General features: G+C 61.9%; 17 protein-coding genes. 8 read left to right on the top strand and 9 right to left on the bottom strand.

Going from position 1 to position 17007, the window contains the following annotated elements:
- Position 1: 1 nt before the first annotated feature.
- The 6 genes from I0K15_RS01660 to I0K15_RS01635 all read right to left on the bottom strand — a co-directional run bounded on the left by I0K15_RS01660 (position 2) and on the right by I0K15_RS01635 (position 5170).
- The gene (locus I0K15_RS01660) at positions 2-340 is read right to left on the bottom strand and encodes a hypothetical protein (RefSeq protein WP_196103723.1); all 339 of its coding nucleotides are present in this window, start codon (positions 338-340) and stop codon (positions 2-4) included.
- Entirely contained in the window at positions 337-1107 is a 771-nt protein-coding gene (locus tag I0K15_RS01655) for a DUF4198 domain-containing protein (protein ID WP_196103722.1), read from the bottom strand. Before I0K15_RS01655 ends, I0K15_RS01660 begins: the two co-directional genes overlap by 4 nt.
- A 20-nt stretch (positions 1108-1127) precedes the next feature.
- Positions 1128-2297, bottom strand: coding sequence for an ABC transporter permease (locus I0K15_RS01650; RefSeq protein ID WP_196103721.1), 1170 nt, complete (start codon positions 2295-2297; stop codon positions 1128-1130).
- On the bottom strand, positions 2294-2962 hold the full coding sequence (locus I0K15_RS01645) for an ABC transporter ATP-binding protein (RefSeq protein WP_196103720.1): 669 nt from the start codon (positions 2960-2962) through the stop codon (positions 2294-2296). Before I0K15_RS01645 ends, I0K15_RS01650 begins: the two co-directional genes overlap by 4 nt.
- Entirely contained in the window at positions 2962-3546 is a 585-nt protein-coding gene (locus I0K15_RS01640) for a hypothetical protein (protein WP_196103719.1), read from the bottom strand. The genes I0K15_RS01645 and I0K15_RS01640 overlap by 1 nt, the downstream gene beginning before the upstream one ends.
- 139 nt (positions 3547-3685) lie before the next feature.
- Complete coding sequence (locus tag I0K15_RS01635) at positions 3686-5170, bottom strand: tetratricopeptide repeat protein (RefSeq protein ID WP_196103718.1); 1485 nt, start codon at positions 5168-5170, stop codon at positions 3686-3688.
- A 264-nt stretch (positions 5171-5434) separates the two neighbouring features.
- On the opposite strand from I0K15_RS01635, the gene I0K15_RS01630 reads away from it, so the two are divergent.
- Positions 5435-6613 (top strand): phosphatase PAP2 family protein, encoded by a 1179-nt coding sequence (locus I0K15_RS01630; RefSeq protein WP_196103717.1) that lies wholly within the window; start codon positions 5435-5437, stop codon positions 6611-6613.
- A 4-nt stretch (positions 6614-6617) separates the two neighbouring features.
- A complete protein-coding gene (locus tag I0K15_RS01625) occupies positions 6618-8516 on the top strand; it encodes a hypothetical protein (protein WP_196103716.1) in 1899 nt (632 codons plus the stop codon).
- Between the two features lie 272 nt (positions 8517-8788).
- Here I0K15_RS01625 and I0K15_RS01620 read toward each other — a convergent pair whose 3' ends face one another.
- Complete coding sequence (locus tag I0K15_RS01620) at positions 8789-8983, bottom strand: hypothetical protein (RefSeq protein WP_196103715.1); 195 nt, start codon at positions 8981-8983, stop codon at positions 8789-8791.
- A gap of 28 nt (positions 8984-9011) precedes the next feature.
- On the opposite strand from I0K15_RS01620, the gene I0K15_RS01615 reads away from it, so the two are divergent.
- The 4 genes from I0K15_RS01615 to I0K15_RS01600 all read left to right on the top strand — a co-directional run bounded on the left by I0K15_RS01615 (position 9012) and on the right by I0K15_RS01600 (position 12522).
- Positions 9012-9188 (top strand): hypothetical protein, encoded by a 177-nt coding sequence (locus tag I0K15_RS01615; RefSeq protein WP_196103714.1) that lies wholly within the window; start codon positions 9012-9014, stop codon positions 9186-9188.
- Positions 9185-9967, top strand: a complete 783-nt coding sequence (locus I0K15_RS01610) for a DUF6065 family protein (RefSeq protein WP_196103713.1) — start codon at positions 9185-9187, stop codon at positions 9965-9967. The genes I0K15_RS01615 and I0K15_RS01610 overlap by 4 nt, the downstream gene beginning before the upstream one ends.
- 53 nt (positions 9968-10020) lie before the next feature.
- Positions 10021-10947 (top strand): MFS transporter, encoded by a 927-nt coding sequence (locus I0K15_RS01605; protein WP_196103712.1) that lies wholly within the window; start codon positions 10021-10023, stop codon positions 10945-10947.
- A gap of 402 nt (positions 10948-11349) precedes the next feature.
- Positions 11350-12522, top strand: a complete 1173-nt coding sequence (locus I0K15_RS01600; protein ID WP_196103711.1) for an ester cyclase — start codon at positions 11350-11352, stop codon at positions 12520-12522.
- A 7-nt stretch (positions 12523-12529) separates the two neighbouring features.
- Here the strand turns inward: I0K15_RS01600 and I0K15_RS21235 are convergent, their stop codons facing one another.
- On the bottom strand, positions 12530-12697 hold the full coding sequence (locus tag I0K15_RS21235; protein ID WP_422394000.1) for an SEC-C metal-binding domain-containing protein: 168 nt from the start codon (positions 12695-12697) through the stop codon (positions 12530-12532).
- A gap of 169 nt (positions 12698-12866) precedes the next feature.
- On the bottom strand, positions 12867-14849 hold the full coding sequence (locus I0K15_RS01590; protein ID WP_196103710.1) for a thiamine pyrophosphate-dependent enzyme: 1983 nt from the start codon (positions 14847-14849) through the stop codon (positions 12867-12869).
- Positions 14850-15045: 196 nt separating this feature from the next.
- Here I0K15_RS01590 and I0K15_RS01585 point away from each other — a divergent pair, with 196 nt between their 5' ends.
- Positions 15046-16653, top strand: coding sequence for a glutamate synthase-related protein (locus I0K15_RS01585; protein WP_196103709.1), 1608 nt, complete (start codon positions 15046-15048; stop codon positions 16651-16653).
- Positions 16650-17003: a hypothetical protein gene (locus I0K15_RS01580; protein WP_196103708.1), complete on the top strand. Its 354-nt coding sequence runs from the start codon at positions 16650-16652 to the stop codon at positions 17001-17003. The genes I0K15_RS01585 and I0K15_RS01580 overlap by 4 nt, the downstream gene beginning before the upstream one ends.
- Positions 17004-17007 lie beyond the last annotated feature (4 nt).

Raw genomic sequence — 17007 nt, 5'->3', positions numbered from 1 at the left:
ATCAACTCCCGCAATGCCGCGCGATGTCTTCCGGCGTCAGGATCCAGTAGTCATCGTGGCTCCCGGTATCGACCTCGATCACAAGGCCGCCGGAGTGATCGAGGCCGTCGAGCGGTACCCGGCGCGTCCCGTCCGCCTCCAGCGCGAGTGTGGTCAAGAGCGTGTTCTCCCCGTCGAGCACGCGCACCTTGCCCTCCACCGGTGCCCGGCCGTTGGAGAACTTGGCCTCCACTAGCACCGCCTCGCAATCGACGGAGGCGAAGACGTTGAGCTGATGCGCACCGGCGCTGGCCGGCGCGATCAGCGCGAGGGAGGCGGTCAGGGCGCGCAGACGGCTCACTCGCCCGTCCAGTTCTCGAAGTGGACCCAGATCACCGCGCCGAGTTCCACGGCCTTGTCCTCGCCATCCTGCGGCAGGGTGTAGTCGGCCGTGTTCAGTGCCGCGAAGCCCCACCAGCCGCCTGCGGGCGGGGCGTAGGTGAAGACGCCGTTCTCGTCCGCTTTCACGGTCTGGGTGATCATCAGCTCGTCGGGCACCGTCGCGGCACCACCATCGTTGAAGAACTCGACTTCGACCTCGGCGTAGGGCACGGCCTCGCCATCCAGCTTGACGATGCCCTGGAACACGTTGTGCTCCCACAGCGCGAAGGGTTTGGAGAGCGGCACGATCTCCGTCTTCAGACCAAGCTCGGTATCCCACCCCTCGTCGTCGCCATAGGCGGTCACGTAGGTCTTCGTGTAGTGGATGATGAAGGCGTCCTCGGCCGGCTCCCAATAGGGCTGCGGCTCCATCGAGAAGATGTAGGTGCCCGGCCGCTCCAGCGGATAGTCGAGGCTGTAGCCCTGCTCGTCCATCACGGTGGCGTCCTGCAGGCTGCCCAGGAGGTCGGTCGTCTCCCCTTCGTGCGTCACGTCGAAGGACACCGGACGCTCCAGCATCATGCCGTCCATCTCGAAGGGATGCGAGAATGACATGGTCAGCGTGACGCTCCGCCCGTCCTCCTGACTGATCATCGGGTCGTTGGGGATGATCATGCCGTAATGCGCGGCGGACGGACCGGCCGCGAGGATCACGGCGAGCGGCGCCGCCAGAAGTGTCTTGTTCATGATCATCTCATCCTTCGTGTTTACGTCCCGAGGGCCAGGAGCCATCCCACCCACGCCTCCGCGTTCCGGGCAACGATGGCGGCCCCCATTGTAGCAATAACGCCAGACAGAAAGAGTAATGTGACGGTCTCGGCTGCCAAGAGCCGCAGCACCATTCCGCGCCGCGCGCCGAGCTTGACCGCCGTCGCGATCTCACCCGCGCGCAGCCGGTAGCTGAGAAACACCGCAAGGCCGACCGCCGCGAGGGCCGCGACGGCGATGATCGCGGTCACGACATCCAGCAGCGCCTTGATCCGGAAGATCCGGTCGACCAGCCCCTGAACCACACCGGCGGGCTCGAACAACTGGGTGCGCGCCTCCGGGTCGAGGTAGCGCCCCCGCAGGATCGTACCGGCGCGCGTGTCGTTGGGCACGACGATCACGGCGGTCGCGGGAAAATCCGCCTCGGCCCCGTGGAAGTGGAAGCTGTCGAGGTTTTCGGCCGTGATCCGCTGGTACTCGACCACCGCCGCATTCGCCGTCACGTCCAGCCCCGCTTCGACATCCGAGGCGGTCACCACATCCTCGTGCCCATGCCCGATGCCCTGGATCACCCAGGACGTCTTGATATCGACGAAGATCGCATCGTCATCGGCGGTGTTGGTCGGGGCGAGAACGCCGACGATGGGCATCTCCAGCGGATAGACCCCGTCGAGATCGAAGAGGTTCTGGGGGGAGGAGACCAGCGCGTCGCCCGTCCCCTTCTCCAGCGCCGCCGCCACATTGGCCCCTATGACCGCCTCGCCAAGGACCGCCAGCCCGCGGCCGTCCGCGATCTCCAGCGCCCGGAAGTCGAAATAGTCGAGCGTCGTGCCCACGATCCGGAAGCCTCCGGACGAAAACGCCGTGTGCACCGGGATCGGCGTCGCGAGCCCGCTGTCCCACACCGCCTCGACCTCGCGCATCTCCACCGGTTCGGGGCTTTCCTCCGAAAAGTAGAGGGCCGCCATCGTCAGATCGAGCGCCGACCCCCGGCTGCCCAGAACCAGCGGTGTGGCGTCGGCGCGCGCCGTCAGCGTCCGCTCGCTCGTCGACAGCAGGATCTGCGTGGCCACCGGCACGAACAGGATCAGCGCCGCGACGAGCACCATCACGAGGCTGCGCACCCAGTTGTAGCGCAGATAGGCGAACGCGAGGTAGAGAGCGTTCACGCCACCGCACCCTCGCGAAACTCGTTGAAATCCAGCACGCGGTCGAAGCGCGGCAGCAGCTCGTGGTCATGCGTGACGGCCAGCACCGACGCGCCCGCCGCCTCCGCCCGTTCGAAGAGCAGGTCGAGGATCCGCGCCTTGCTTTCGGGATCGAGGTTGCCCGTCGCCTCGTCGGACAGGACGAGCTTCGGTTGCGTGACCAGCGCCCGGCAGATCGCGACCCGCTGTTGCTCACCCTGACTCAGGGCCGACGGATGCCGGTCGAGCTTGTCCCCGATGCCCGACGCGGTCGCCAGCGCCTCCGCCCGCGACCGTGCTGCCGCGTCCAGCACCAGGCCCGGAGAAATGCGATAGGGATAAAGGATGTTCTGCCGCGCGGGCAGGTAGTCGAGCAGCGCAAAGTCCTGAAAGACGAACCCGATCCGGCTCGCCCTGAAGCGCCGCCGCTCCGCATCGCTCAGGGTGGTCACGTCCGTGCCGCCCACGTCGATCCGACCCGTTGCGGGACGAAGGATCCCCGCGATCAGGTTCAGCAGGGTGGTCTTGCCGCTCCCGCTCGGCCCGACGATCGCCAGTCGCTCGCCATCCTTCAGCGTGAGCGACGGCACCCGAAGGCCGAAGCCGCCGGACGGGTAGGAGAAGGTCAGGTCCTCGATCTCGACCATCAGTTCGTCGGCGGCGGCGTGAAAGTCTCGCCGGCCGCATCGCGGCTCACGTCGAGAAGCTCGAAATCGGTGATCTTCCAGGCGCCATCGACAGGCGAAATCGTCAGGTCCGCGCTGTAGCTGTTGCCCCGCACGTGAAGATGTTCGGCATGGCCGACCGTGCCGATCACCTGCCAGGACGCATCGATGAGAAGCGCATCGCCTCCGTTCGTGACCGTCGAGGAGAGCAGCTTGATCTCATGGATCTCCTGATCGGCCTCCTCCAGCCCGCCGCCCGCCATGGCGCCGACGCGCTCGAGATAGAGCTGCTCCAGCGCCTCCGCATGGGCCACGTCGGCCAGCGTGTCGTAGATCTCGTCCTCCCCCGTCCGCCCGAACGCCTCGTAGACGACTAGGAGCAGGGCAGGCGTCAGCCGATAGAACTCGTTCTGCGCCTCGTCGAAGGTCAGCGGATCGAGGCCGGGCGCGGTAAACGCGTTGTCCCGGTCCGGAGCGGTCCCCGCCAGACCCACCACGAGGGCCCCGGCGACGGTGATCAGAACGGCGACCGACGCGAGTGCTGCAATCCGTATGCCCGGCTTCACTGAAGATCCTTCCCGCCCGCTGCTCGCCCCAACCTTACCGGAATCGGGCAGGTCCTCAATGCGAGATAGCAGGATCGGCGGGCCCCTCCGGAACCTCCGGCGACGCAGTCATTACTCTGCATCCAAAGGGTTAGAGAGATTAGAGCAAACCAGATTCGGTTACAGAGAGCAGACCAGCTTTACGCAGACTATCAACGGGATAGCTGTCGCTGGCCATGAGGTCGAGGCTGAAGTCCGGCTCGAGAGTTCGCAGTCTGAGTAGGCTGGCTTCAGCTTCTTTGACATTCCCATCTGCGTACTGAAGTGCCGCCACGACGCGATGGGCCGCACGCAGGTCGGGTGCGCGTTGAATGGCGGCTTTTGCCCACCTTAGCGCTCCTGCAGCGTCGTTGATTCCAATTGCTGTATAGGCTTTGCGCAGTTCGAAGAACGCGGGCGCGAGCGGTGACATCTGGTTCCGCCCGGCAGCGATAGCCTCTTCGTGCGCAGCCTTCGGATGCCCGCTGAATGAAAGCGCCACGGACAGCGACTTTCGAACGAAGGCATGGTTCGGATCCAGCCGCCGCGCCTCTAGTGCGAGCTCAAGAGCGAGTTCATCCTCGCCACGAGCACCATGGATTAGTGAATCCACAGCTAGAATGAACTGATTAAACGGTGCCGCCTCACGCGCATAGCGCATCATTTCACTTGCTTCCTCCAACGCATCGCTTGAAGTTCGTGTGAGACGCTCCATTACCATCGTGTGCCGTAGCCACGCGCGGTAGGCGAGGCGGACAGGTCCTTCTGCTGATCTTTCAGTGTTGTCGGCTTCGGCTCCAAGCGCTTGATCTGCCTGAAGGAGACGTGAAGCATCGAAGCTGAATGCATCGAGTAGGCGTGGCGCTGTTGCGGTCCTGCGCGCAGTGAAGACTTGCGTTACAGCAGCGCTCGAAATGGCTGCTGTAGCTTCATCGATCAGGTCTTGAGTCGTTTCCTGTGACCCCGACATCGTTCTTTGCCAAAGCACGATGCCACTGATCGGATCGGCGATAGTTGGCTGGATAACGACACGCCCGGAAATCTCTGCGACCTGGCAGTCGAAGCGAAGACTACCCGGTGAATACTGCGCATCGGCTGATAGAGTTCGGTGCTCCGCTACTTCGGCGCCCAGCATATGTGCGGCCCTCTGCGCGCCATCACGAAGGATGATATCCGAAAGCGCGTTCCGGTCGTGCCCTAGAGGCGGTTCTGAAGGTAGGACCAGCTTTATCGAGCGCGGACTCCAAGGTCGCCGAGTGAACTCTGCGAGCCGTGTAATTCGTTTCTCGGCCGGTGAGGAGATCGTAGTCTCGTTGTCAGCGATAGTCTTTGACCAAAGATCCGCAAAGTGTTGTCTGGCGTCGCGAATCCAGTCCTCGAACTCAGGATCCGGAATATCTAGTCCTTCGGCAAATTCGGGGATCGAGCCATCAACGTCGAGGTTGGTCGGTTCGAGCGCGACATGGATCTTACTCGAGTCCAGGCCGACCCAGCCGCTGCCGGACGTGAGGGCGTCATTCCCGAGCGCAGCCCGCAATGCATGCAGAGCCTGCCGTAGACTTGCAGCCGCCTGTTCGGAGCCGCGGGTGCTCCAAAGCTTGTCCATCAGTTGTGCACGCGTGCGTTGAAAATCGCGTCCTGTCGCCAAGAGGGCAAGCATACCCCTGGCCTTCGCGCCCCGTGGAGTTCGATCATCACCATCCTGCGTTGTCACGCGAAGGGGACCGCAGATTTCGAGACGCAAAACTGTCAACGAGTTGGCCCTAAACTTCAATGCTTGCAAAGTTCGTTTAGATCCATACCACGTGTAGGGAAGACCAAACAATTCGCCATATCAATCAACGATGTTTTGCCGCGCGCGGAGGACAAAATGCCGATTTCCAGTGGCCGAAGCGGAAGAAGTGGACGGAGTGGCCGCAGCGGCCGCACGATCGGAACTGCGACAGACATCGCCGATGAGATTTTTGAACACGCTGGAGGTGAATCGTCCTATCTCATGGGCGAGGCGTTGATCGTTCAACGTGATGCCCTTGTGCAGAATGACGAGATCACCCCGGATAGTGGCAAAGGCAACGCACAGCACAGTACGGGCCGCATGCTGCAGCTTGATCAAGTGTACCGTGCCTCGGTTGTCCACTCGGAACTGACCGAGGAAGTCCGTGTTAAGACCACCGCAAGCACGCCTGGCGGAGCAAACGAAGTTACGATTTTCAGCTCCAGTTCGGGTGGAACGGATCAGCCGATCTGTAGGATTATCCGACCAGATCTCAGTGACTTCGAGCGCGATGCCGCGCTCGTGGCAAGTTATGCGGATCTGCGAGATGACCGGCTGCCGGAGATCGACATCCAGATCAGCGACCAGCTATCGTTTTTTGGAGCGGTCACACCACTTCAGCCCGCCGGCTTCAAGTGGACGCTCGAGATGATCAGTGCCGCGCTTGACTGGTCGACTATGCTCGCTCAGCGAGTCAAAATTGCTCTCGGATGCCCGCGGCCAGAACTTTTTTCACCCCTTATACAGCCGGTGATCCAAACACCGAGCCATGGCGCGTTTCCGAGCGGGCACTCTACACAAGCGCATATGATCGCGGCGCTTTTGACGGCATTGCGGTTCCCGGATCATGAGGTCGAACCCCTGCCTCACGATCGAGCGCCCGACGAGCACGTGCTCCAACTCTTTCGCTTGGCATCGCGCGTCGCGATCAACCGTACGGTCGCCGGTGTTCACTATCCATCCGACAGCGCGTCGGGCGCCATAATCGGCATTTCTCTGGCTCGTTTGCTGGTAGCGCGAGCGCGTAACGCGCTGAAGGAGGACAGCGAGGCTGACATGGCGGCGACCGGTTACGCATTCGACGGCAGCGCCTATGCGCTGGACGCATGCGAACCCAGAAGATCGCGCGACTACGACATCAATGAGCTCGCTCATTTGATGAAGGGAGACGCTGCCGCTACCCCTCTTGGGGCACCTGTAACGCCGCTTCCAGCGCCGCTATTTGCCGTGCTTTGGAGTAAAGCATCAGAAGAATGGAAGCATCGCTGGGGTTAGACGCGTGGCGACATCAGAAACGACTGAGGCTGACACCGTACCGTACGAAGGTTCGGAACTTTTAGACTATCGCAAGCTATCGCGCGAGATCGACATTGCAGGCAATCCCTCTCAGGGCCGCAAGCTGCTGCAGCTGGATATTGCTGCGTTGTTGGATGCAGCGTTTGCCGATGATGCGAGCGTGAAGGAGTGCTTCCGAACCGCGTTGCTGCATTACCGTCTTGCTGCGCAAGAAGTTCTGGGGATGGAGGTGATCTGTGATGAAACAGCTGTCTCTGCCGCGGTGTCACGGAAGAATACCGACCCCGCCGGGCCACCTCCGCCGGAGCTGCAGCCAGGCGACTTGATGCCCGTAAGCGCGCGACCGCAGAATCCGGAGAGCGCAACGGTGATCGCGATTATCGACGAAGGGCTGCCATTCGCCCAGCCGCAGATGGGAGCCCATCTGGCCAGCGTCTGGATGATGGCCGCTGCTCGCAGGGGAGCCGTCCTTTTCGGCGCAGAAATCACGGGGATTGATCTGGCCCAACCACAGACTGCGCATGATAGACTGTGCGGCGCTTCGGGGCGTTACCGCGCTTTGGACGTAGACGACGTCCGATCGCCAAGTGGGCGCAGAATGCGCGGGCTCCGTACGCATGGTTCGAGCGTGATGGCAATCGCCGTCGAAGATCTCGGCTCGGAGCACCCGGTCATAGGCGTCGGCTTCCCGGCAGAGGTCGTTCGCGACACTTCTGGAGCAGTGCTGCCGTTCTTCATCCTTCTAGGTGTAGTCCACGTGGTGGCGCGGACGAGGGCGCTCTCCTATGAGCTAGGTAAGTCTCGCGACTTGGATCCGCTGGCTCTGCCCGCTGTTATTAATATCAGCTACGGCGTTCTCTCAGGCCCCAAGGACGGTAGCGATCCACTATCGCACGCGCTCGACGCGCTTTGCGATCCCGCGCGACAGCCAATTGAGGGCCTCGGCCCGGTTCATGTGGTGTGGCCGATGGGCAATGGTCGACAGGCTCAGAGCCATGCTCGAGTAGGATCGCAAACCGGGCCGCTCTCGTTACACTTGCTGCCGGACGACCGCACACCGAGTTATGTTTCTCTTCGCGCCGATGTGCCGGAGGACGGCAGCTTTGCCCTTCGCGCGGCTCTTTGTTTGCCAGGCGATACCGAGTGGACGGAAACGACACGCAATCCCATACGTGGAACGCGCATGAAGCTGCAACTTCGTGACGGCAGCATCGTATATGCGTACTTCAAACGCGAAACACCCGCTCACGGACGACCGCGCGACCTCATCATACTCGCCTTCGGCCCGACGGTGCGATGGGATTATCGTGATCGCAGTATGCCTGTCGGGCGGTGGGGGTTGAAGGCGGAGGCTTTCGGAGAGGTCGAGGTTTTCGTGCAGCGAGACGACTCGCTTGTCGAGATGCGCTCCGGCGGTCGGCAAGCGAGGCTCGGCCACGCAAGCTATACTCGGCAGACCGCTGCAGGACGCGAAATCGAGTTCGATGAAGACGGTCCATCAAGCCCGATCCAGCGTATACGCAGCTTCAATGCCTATGCGTCGGGTAACTACGTTTGGCGCGTCGGCGGAAGAACCGGACGAGAGGAGCGTATGGTCTCTTATTCCGGGCTCGGAACGCCCGGCGATCCGACGCGCCCGGTTGAGGGTGACGTACTCGCCGTCAGCGATCGTAGCCTGACGATAGCAGGCGTCCCCGTGCGCGCATTTTTTGGTGGCACTTCGATCAGGGAGACCGGCACCTCGGTCGCCGCCCCGTGGATTGCCCGTGGGATGGTTGAGGCAATGACGGATTATCGAGCGAAGTATGGCAGCTGGCCGGGGCGGAGCGAATTGACCTATGCACTTGAGCAACGGGCATTCCGGCCAGATCCGCAAGCGTGATCAAGAGTTGGTAGCGTTCGGCGAAAGGCCGGTCTCGATCAACGGAGCTCGCAAGTGCTAAATTCGCGGATCTAGCGGCGGTGAAGATCGGTTCTATCGCCAGCAAGTATCGCGCGGACGATGCCACTTCATCGATTTGCGCAGGCGACCGCCGACGAGATCGGAAATGTAGATCATGCTGCTGCCGACGCCCTGTTAGAACAGGATCCGACGCGGCTTTAACATGAGCATTGAACGCCTGGTTCTTAACTGAAGCCTCACGCTCAATGAGGCTACCGCGCCTCAAGCGCCTGCCGGGTGAGTTGCGACGGCATCTCAATGCTCCGGGCATATTTTTCAATAAAATCAGCATCATAGGAAATAGTTAAAATCAGTCTATGGTTGTGCTTGATTGGCGTAAATCCTCTCATCATAGTCTGATTTGCGGATAGCGGTGTGAGCAGATTCTGCCGATCGCGCCCGCTCATTGGATCCTTTTCTCAAATGGAGTCGGATATGTCTCAAGTCAAAATCGGCGGTAAGTCTCCGGTCGTCACTCTGAAGCCTTGGACGAGCAAGAGCGATGTTAAGATCGGAGGCAAGGCGCCGGTGACCTCGGGCTCGAACTGGAAAGAAAAAACGAAAGTTCGTGTTGGCGGCAAGGCACCCGTGTTCAAACAGGCGTCGTGGTGAAGTTTGCAGATCCAGGACAACCGTCGGCCCCTGTGGAGGGGCTGACGACAGAACTCTCCAAACCACAACTGCGCTTCTATAGACTTTTTGAAAGCGCGAAGAAGCCCATCCTGGCTGACAAATCAGCTAGCGGTCTCCTTCCCACACGAGCGTTTCGTTTTTGCGAAGCAGCTCGTATCGCGTCGAGTATCGGGTGGTATCTCTTCCCGTCGGTCTCATTTTCCATCCGATATGACGGTGCGTCAGTCTTCTGGCGTCTCGATCCCGATGCCGACTGGAGGCTGCTGGATAGCGTAACCCTTGAGGGTGATCGGGGCTGGTTTGATGATGCTGCTGACACGGATGTTGTCGGTCACTGTCCTCCCTTCATAAGTGCAGCCGAGAACGGCATGCTTCAGATCATGACAGGCCTCGCGGTCAGAACGGCTCCGGATTGGGGTATTCTGGTGCGGCGTCCGCCTAATGTACCCGCCAAAGCCCACCTCGAATACTTCGAAGGCTTCGTACACACTGGAGCGTGGTTCGGTCCATTGTTCTTCAACATCAAGCCTCTTCGGACCGATATAGAAATCCGATTTGAAGAGGACTGGCCGCTTGCGTTTCTGCAACCGTTTCCCGTCGCGTTGGCAGATAATAGGTTTTATGCTGATGCTCAGTTTGTATCAGAATTGGACGATCTGACTGATCAGGATTGGCGAGAATTGAGAAATACGTTGGTGGATCGCTCAGGACAAGAGCGTGAAGTCGGAAGGTACGCAAAGAAAGTTAGAAAAAACTAGTTTTGGCCTCAAGGAATTTTATTGGAGCAATAGCCGCTAACACATCCTACATCATGGAATTGAGTGGCTTTGCAATAATTGTCTATCATCTGGATCTTTCGCAGAGCTCTGCTGCTATTGTTTACTCCGCTTATAGTTTGTGCTTGGTGGTTTGCCTTCCGATTTCTGGTTGGTTGATCGACATAGGTCATATTGCACGCTCATTTAGGTTGGGCGTTTTTCTGTATGCATTGAGTTCATTGGCAATGCTCGCCGAATATGGCTTCTTCTACATTCTGGCTTGCCGGTGTGTTCAGGGTTTCTCCGCAGGTTTGTTTTCTCCATCGGTGCCCATCATCGTATCGAACTCGGGCGCGAGTTCTGCGCGATCTCTATCAATTTGGACAACTATAAGTAGCGTATTATTTGCGATCTCGCCTTTAATTATTGGATATATGACAGAATATGCAAGTTGGGGGGCTGCTTGGTTACTTATTCCTTTGTTTGCGTTATTTGCGTTATGCATGGTAAAGGATTTAAATCAAACTGACTTAGGGGTGGTGCGATACAGAGTGCCGTCCACTGAGAGTCTTATAATACTATTGGTAATTTTCTTGTGTTTTGGGGCAAGTACTTTTGTCATCTTCGCTTTGCCCACCGACTTTCGAACTCCATCAGAGGCTGGATTCGCCTTGATGCTTTTGTGGATTTTATCCGGTGCTGTGAGCTTTTTCATTTCAAAGTTATTGAGTAATAATAATTATAGAGCTCTAATATTTATTGGCTTTGTTTTGCATTTTCCAATTGTCCCTGCTGTCATGTTTGGGGAACCCTACGTTGCGGTCACTCTGGCGGGCCTCGGAATGGGGCTCGTTAATGCACCGACGACTTTTGCGCTCTTGCGTAGTGCTCGTGCGAACGAGCAGGGATTGCTCGCCTCTCTTGACATCATGTCCGCCCGTCTGGGTGGCAGCATCTTTATAATCGCTTTTGCCGTATGAGGTTTTGAGCAGACTTGATTATTAATAGTAAATGTTTCGCTCTAGATTTAATGTTAAATAATTCAATTAATTGGGGGCTTGAGAATGCTGCCGTAGTGTACTAGGCTTATTCAAGAGGTTAATTATCGAATTGGAGTTGTTTCATCCGATATTTTGATCCTTTGGGCGGCTACACCGCCGTGCCTGACGTGGTGTCAGAGGCTTGCTTGCGGCGGGACCACCATCTTCCCTGACGTTCCCAAGGCCATCTACTAGCTCGATCCGCGGTCGTGCGGCGGGAGAGCCCATCACATACCAGAACAACCCATTGATGATCCGTTGTTGAATGCCATCTCAACCTTTGCGGGCGCGTCGTTCGCCACTGATCGCTGCCCGCTCCATCAGGTTGAGGAGACCGCACTCATGAAATACGTCCTGAACGTCATCGCAACGGTTGCGGTATCCGCTCCGATGGCGCTGTTTGCGCAGACTACCGAAGATTCCGAGCGCGGCGAGACGCTGCGCCAGATCTCCACCCATGTGGGTGAGATGTCGGCGACGATCGACCAAGAAGACATCGATGACGGGCTGCGGCTGGAGCCGTTCCAGCTCTTCGGCGAGATGATCCTGCGCGACGATGTCGTCTATCTGATGCGCCACGGGCCCACGGACTGGAGCAAGCTCGACGTGGTCGACGTGAGCCCGACCGATTGCGAGAACCAGCGGATCATGAGCCCCGAGGGCGCGCAGAACATGCGCGATCTGGGCAGCTTGCTCGCCTTCAACGACATCGTGCCCTCGCAGATCGTGGTCAGCGAGTGGTGCCGCAACCAGCAGACGCTGGAGCATCTGACCGCGGGCTACAACCGCGCGACGCCCGGTGTGCTGCAAGACGTGCCGGTGCAGACGGATGCGGAGCTGAACCTGCTCCTGTCGCTGCAAGGGGCAAAGAACGTCACGGCCCTGCGCGAGCGCATCTCCGCGTGGGAGGGGGATCCGGACCGGTCGGGCCCGCTTCTCATCATCACGCACTACACGAATATCGAGGAGCTGACCCAGTTCGGCGTCTTCGAGGGCGAGATCCTCGTGCTCGATCCGCAGCGGAACAACCAGGTGCTCGGCACGCTGCGGCTGCGCTCCGCCTCGCCGGATGTGGGCCACTTCGCCGACGCGCTGGAATCGCCGCTGCTCTATGAGGAGCAGGCGCTCGACATGGTCGCGCGCTACTACAACGCGATCAACGCGCGCGACATCGACATGATGGAGGACGTGCTGAGCGATCGCTGGGTGGTGCATGGCGAGTCGGCCGAGACGATGGATGTCGAGGGCTTCTTCGACCAAGTGGCCGGCATCGACGAGGGGCTCGCGGATGTCCGCTTCGATGTCGAGAACGTCCACGTCGCCGAGGATGTGGTGACGGTGGTCGGCACCATCCGCGGGACGCATACGGGCGTGCTCTACGGTGCCGAGCCCACGGGCGAGGAGGTCGCCTTCGGCGCGATCGCCGTGCACCAGATCAGCAATGGCGAGATCGTGGAGAGCTGGAAGATGGCCGACCGCCTCGCGCTGATGGAGCAGCTCGGCAAGAAGGAGTAGGGGGCGCTCAGGCCCTCTCGAAACGGGGGAGCGCCGGCGTTACCGGCGCTCTCTGAAAGTAGTGATGGCGGTTGCTGCCGTCATAGCGGTCGCCCTTGAGGCAGCACCGCTTGTAGCGGCGGCCCGAGCCGCAGGGGCAGGGATCGTTCCGCCCGAGCTTCTCGATCAGCTCCACATCGCCCGCGCACCGTCTGCGGACCCGCCTTCACACGGGTCTCCGACGAGAACGAACGGCGGCGCCTAGAGGTCGCCTCGAAAGGACGGGCGGTCGTCGGGGTGGATGCGTTTGGCCATGATAGCCTCCAGAGGTTGTCGGGATCGCTGCCTTGGTTCGAAATCGCGTCTCACACCAGCTCCGGATCGGTCATGACCTCCACCAGCGACGGGCCGTCCAGCGCCAGAGCCTCCTCCAGTGCCGGGCGCAGGTCGTCGTTGGTCGTGACCTTGTGGCCGTGGCCGCCGCAGAGGCGGGCGAAGGCGGCGAAGGAGGGGTTCACGAGGTCGGTTTGCCAGACCTCGAACTCGCCCGCGCGCTGCTCCTTGGAGATCTTGCCGAGCTGGCCGTTGTTCATCAGCACGTGGGTGATGTTCATGCCGTGGCGCACGGCCGTGGTGAACTCCATCGCGTATTGCCCGAAGCCGCCATCGCCGGAGATGGAGAGGACCTTGCGGCCCCGCAAGTGCTCGAAATCCTGCGTCGCGGCCCACGCGCCCATCGCGGCGGGAAAGCCGAAGCCGATGGAGCCGAGATAGCCCGACATCAGCACCGACTGGCCCTTCGCCTCGAAGTAACGGCCGAAGGAGTAGGTGTTGTTGCCCACGTCCACCGCGATGATCGCGTCCTCGGGGCAGAGTTCGGTGAGGGTGTGAAAGAGCGTGGCCGCCGACAGGCCGCGCGGGCTTTCGTCGGAGAGGCGAGAGGTCTTTTCATCCCGCCAGATCGCCCAGCGCTCGCGCAGCTCCGCGATCTGGTCGGGGCCGTGGCGGGTGACGCGGCCCGCCATCTCTCGCGCGAAGTGGCCGATCTCGCCCCAGACGGGGAGGGCGACGGGGTGGAACTTGCCGAGCTGCATGCGCTCGAAATCCACCTGGATGATGGGTTTCGAGGGCTCGATGCCGGTGTGGTTGGCGAAGGAGGAGCCGAGCGTCAGGATCAGGTCGCACTCGTTCATGAACCAGCTCGCGATCGGCGTGCCGGAGCGGCCGAGCACACCGGCCGCGTTCGGATGCGTGTCGGGGATCAGGCCCTTGCCCTTGAAGGTCGTGGCGACGGGGGCGCCCATGGCTTCGGCCAGGGCGATGACGTCGGCGGCGACGTCCTTCGCCCCCCAGCCCATGACGATGAAGGGGCGGTCTGCCCTGGCGATCATGTCGGCAGCGGCGTCGAGGTCGTCCGCGCCCGCGCGGATCGTGGCGGGGCCGACGCGGCCCTGAGGTCCGCCCGCCGGCTTGTCGGAAGAGATGGTCTGTACGTCGTCGGGGAAGATCAGGTGGCCGACGTCCCGCTCCACGATCGCGTTCTTGCAGGCGAGGCTCGCAAGCTCCGCGTGGTTGGAGCTCGGCAGTACGATCTGGCTGAAGCGGGTGACGGCATCGAAGGCGGAGGCGAGGTCGATGTCCTGGAAGGCGCCGGGGCCGAAGACCTGGGTCTGGACCTGGCCGGTGAGGGCGAGGACAGGCGCGCGGTCGACCTTCGCGTCCCAGAGACCCGTCAGCATGTTGGTGGCCCCAGGTCCGGCGATGGAGAGGCAGCCCGCGGGCACGCCCGTCAGCTTGCCATAGGCGGAGGCGGCGAAGCTCGCGGCGCCCTCGTGCCGGATCGCGACATAGCTCATTGCGCCCTCGGCCGTGCGCCGGCGGATCGCGTCGGCGAGGCCCAGGTTCGAGTGGCCCACCATGCCGAAGACGCGGCGGACGCCCCACGCCTCGAACGTCTCGGCCATCACGTCGGTGGTTGTGCGCTCATGGGGCGGTTCGGCCTCCAGCCCCACCCAGACCTCGTCGTCGCGGATCTCGACTGGGTAGAGCTGCTGGCCCGTATCCTCGTGCCCGCCGGGAGGGGCGCCGGTGAGAGGGTCGAAGTCCCAGCCGTGCCAGGGGCAACGGATCCAGCACTGGCCCTCCACCCCCTGTTCGATGGAGCCTTCGCCGAGGGGGCCGCCCTGGTGCGGGCAGCGGTTGTCCATCGCGGCCCACTGGCCCTGGAAATGCGAGAGGCAGAGCGTCGTTGTGCGCGCCGTGACCGTCTTCACCCGGCCCTCGGGCAAGTCGTCCACGTGCCCGACCTTGTACCAGTCGAGCGGCTGCGTCTCGGTATCCAGGCTCATGGCTGTCCTCCCCGGCTTGAGCGGATGTCAGTCGAGCCTAACACTTTCGGCTCGTTCCCTGTGTTCACATCTGAACCCTATCCGGTTCATGCGGTACTTAGCTTTCGATCACTTTTTCAATCCGGTGGGTCCGTGGCGTTGAATTGTCGTCGGACTGTGCCACGATGAATGTCAATCAGAACGGACGGGGACAGAGATGCGGAAAGAGGCGGTTGCGGCGTGGTCGGAGCTCGAGGATCGGAAGCCGGCCTACGCCCTCGTCGGTGAGGTCGACCTGGTGGTCGTGCGCTGGGACGACGAGGTTTCCGTCTTCTACGGCCGCTGCCTGCATCGCGGTGCCTTAATGGCCGACGGCTTCGTGCGCGGGCGCAACCTGATCTGCGGCGTGCATGACTGGGACTACCGGCTCGACACCGGTGTCTCCGAATACGCGAACGAGGAAGTGCTGCCGAAGTTCACGTCCTGGGTCGAGGGCGGCGAGGTCTGGGTCGATGCCGACGAGATCAAGGCATGGGAGGACGAGCACCCCCAGCCCTTCAACCGTGACGCCTATCTGGGGCTGTACGCCGATACCAGTCACGGGACGGAGGAGGAGCCGCATACCGGGCTGATCCATGCCTATGCCGCGAACCCGGTCCATGCCGGGCATCATGGCAAGATGGACGCGATGGGTGTGCCGCGCCCGCAGCTTCCCGACTGGGACGACATCCAGCTTCTGACCGCCCAGCTCCACCGGATGCCGCTGCTCGACGACCATCCGGTCGGCACCGACACGGTGATCGGGCCGAACGCGCAGAAGCCGCTGGTCCTCGACATCCCGCTCTTCGTCTCGGACATGAGCTTCGGCGCGCTGTCGGCACCCGCCAAGCGCGCGATGGCGCGGGGCGCGGAGCTCGCCGGGACCGGCATCTGCTCCGGCGAGGGGGGCATGATGGCCGACGAGCAGGCGGCGAACTCGCGCTATTTCTACGAGCTCGCCTCGGCCCGTTTCGGCTTCACCTGGGACAAGCTGGCCAAGGTGCAGGCGTTCCACTTCAAGGGCGGGCAGGGGGCCAAGACCGGGACCGGCGGCCACCTGCCGGGCGAGAAGGTGAATGCCGAGATCGCGGAGGTCCGGGGCCTGAACCCCGGCGAGGACGCGATTTCACCCGCACGCTTCCCGGACTGGACCGAGGTGAGCGAGGTCCGCGCCTTCGCCGACGAGGTGCGCGACCGGACGGGCGGCATTCCCATCGGCTACAAGCTCTCGGCCCAGCATATCGAGAAGGATATCGACGCGGCCCTCGAGGTCGGTGTCGACTACATCATTCTCGATGGGCGGGGCGGAGGAACGGGCGCTGCGCCGATCCTGTTCCGCGACAACATCTCCGTGCCTACCATCCCGGCGCTCGCCCGCGCGCGGCGGCATCTCGACCGGCAGGACCGGGGCGACGTGACGCTCGTGATCACCGGCGGCCTGCGGAAGCCCGCGGACTTCATCAAGGCGCTGGCGCTGGGCGCGGACGCGATCGCGGTGTCGAACGCGGCCATGCAGGCCATCGGCTGCATCGCCATGCGCGCCTGTCATACCAACAACTGCCCCGTCGGCATCGCGAGCCAGCGGCCCGAGCTCGTCAGCCGGATCGTGGTGGAAAAGTCGGCGGAGCGGCTGGCGAACTTCTTCGCCTCCGCGACCGAGCTGATGCGGGTCATGGCGCGGGCCTGCGGGCACACGCATGTCAGCCAGTTCAATCCTGATGACCTCACCACCTGGAAGACGGAGATGCGGGACCTGACCGGCATTCCCTATGGAGGGGTCGCGTGATCGTGCTGACGCTCGCCGAATACTGGCTCTGGATCGGTGCGGTCGTGGCCGTCGCCTTCCTGCTGATCGGCGTCGACCGGATCGATGAGGACGCGCGCGGCGCCTATGTCTTCCGCCCGCTGCTGGTGCCCGGGATCCTGCTGATCTGGCCGCTGGTGCTGTGGCGTTGGTGGGTGCTGGAGACGGGCCGTGACAACTGGCGTAAGCGGCACCTGCCCGAGCGGCGCGCGCACCGGGTCTGGGCGGTGCTGCTTGCCGGCGCGCTGGTGCTCCTGCTCGCCGCGGGTTTCACTATCCGCCAGACATGGCCCGCCGACTACGAGCCCGAGCGGATCGGCATTCCGGGATAAGCCC

This window comes from Pontivivens ytuae (genome assembly GCF_015679265.1).
Classification (GTDB): Bacteria; Pseudomonadota; Alphaproteobacteria; order Rhodobacterales; family Rhodobacteraceae; genus Pontivivens; species Pontivivens ytuae.
This window is presented reverse-complemented; position numbering and strand designations above follow the sequence as displayed.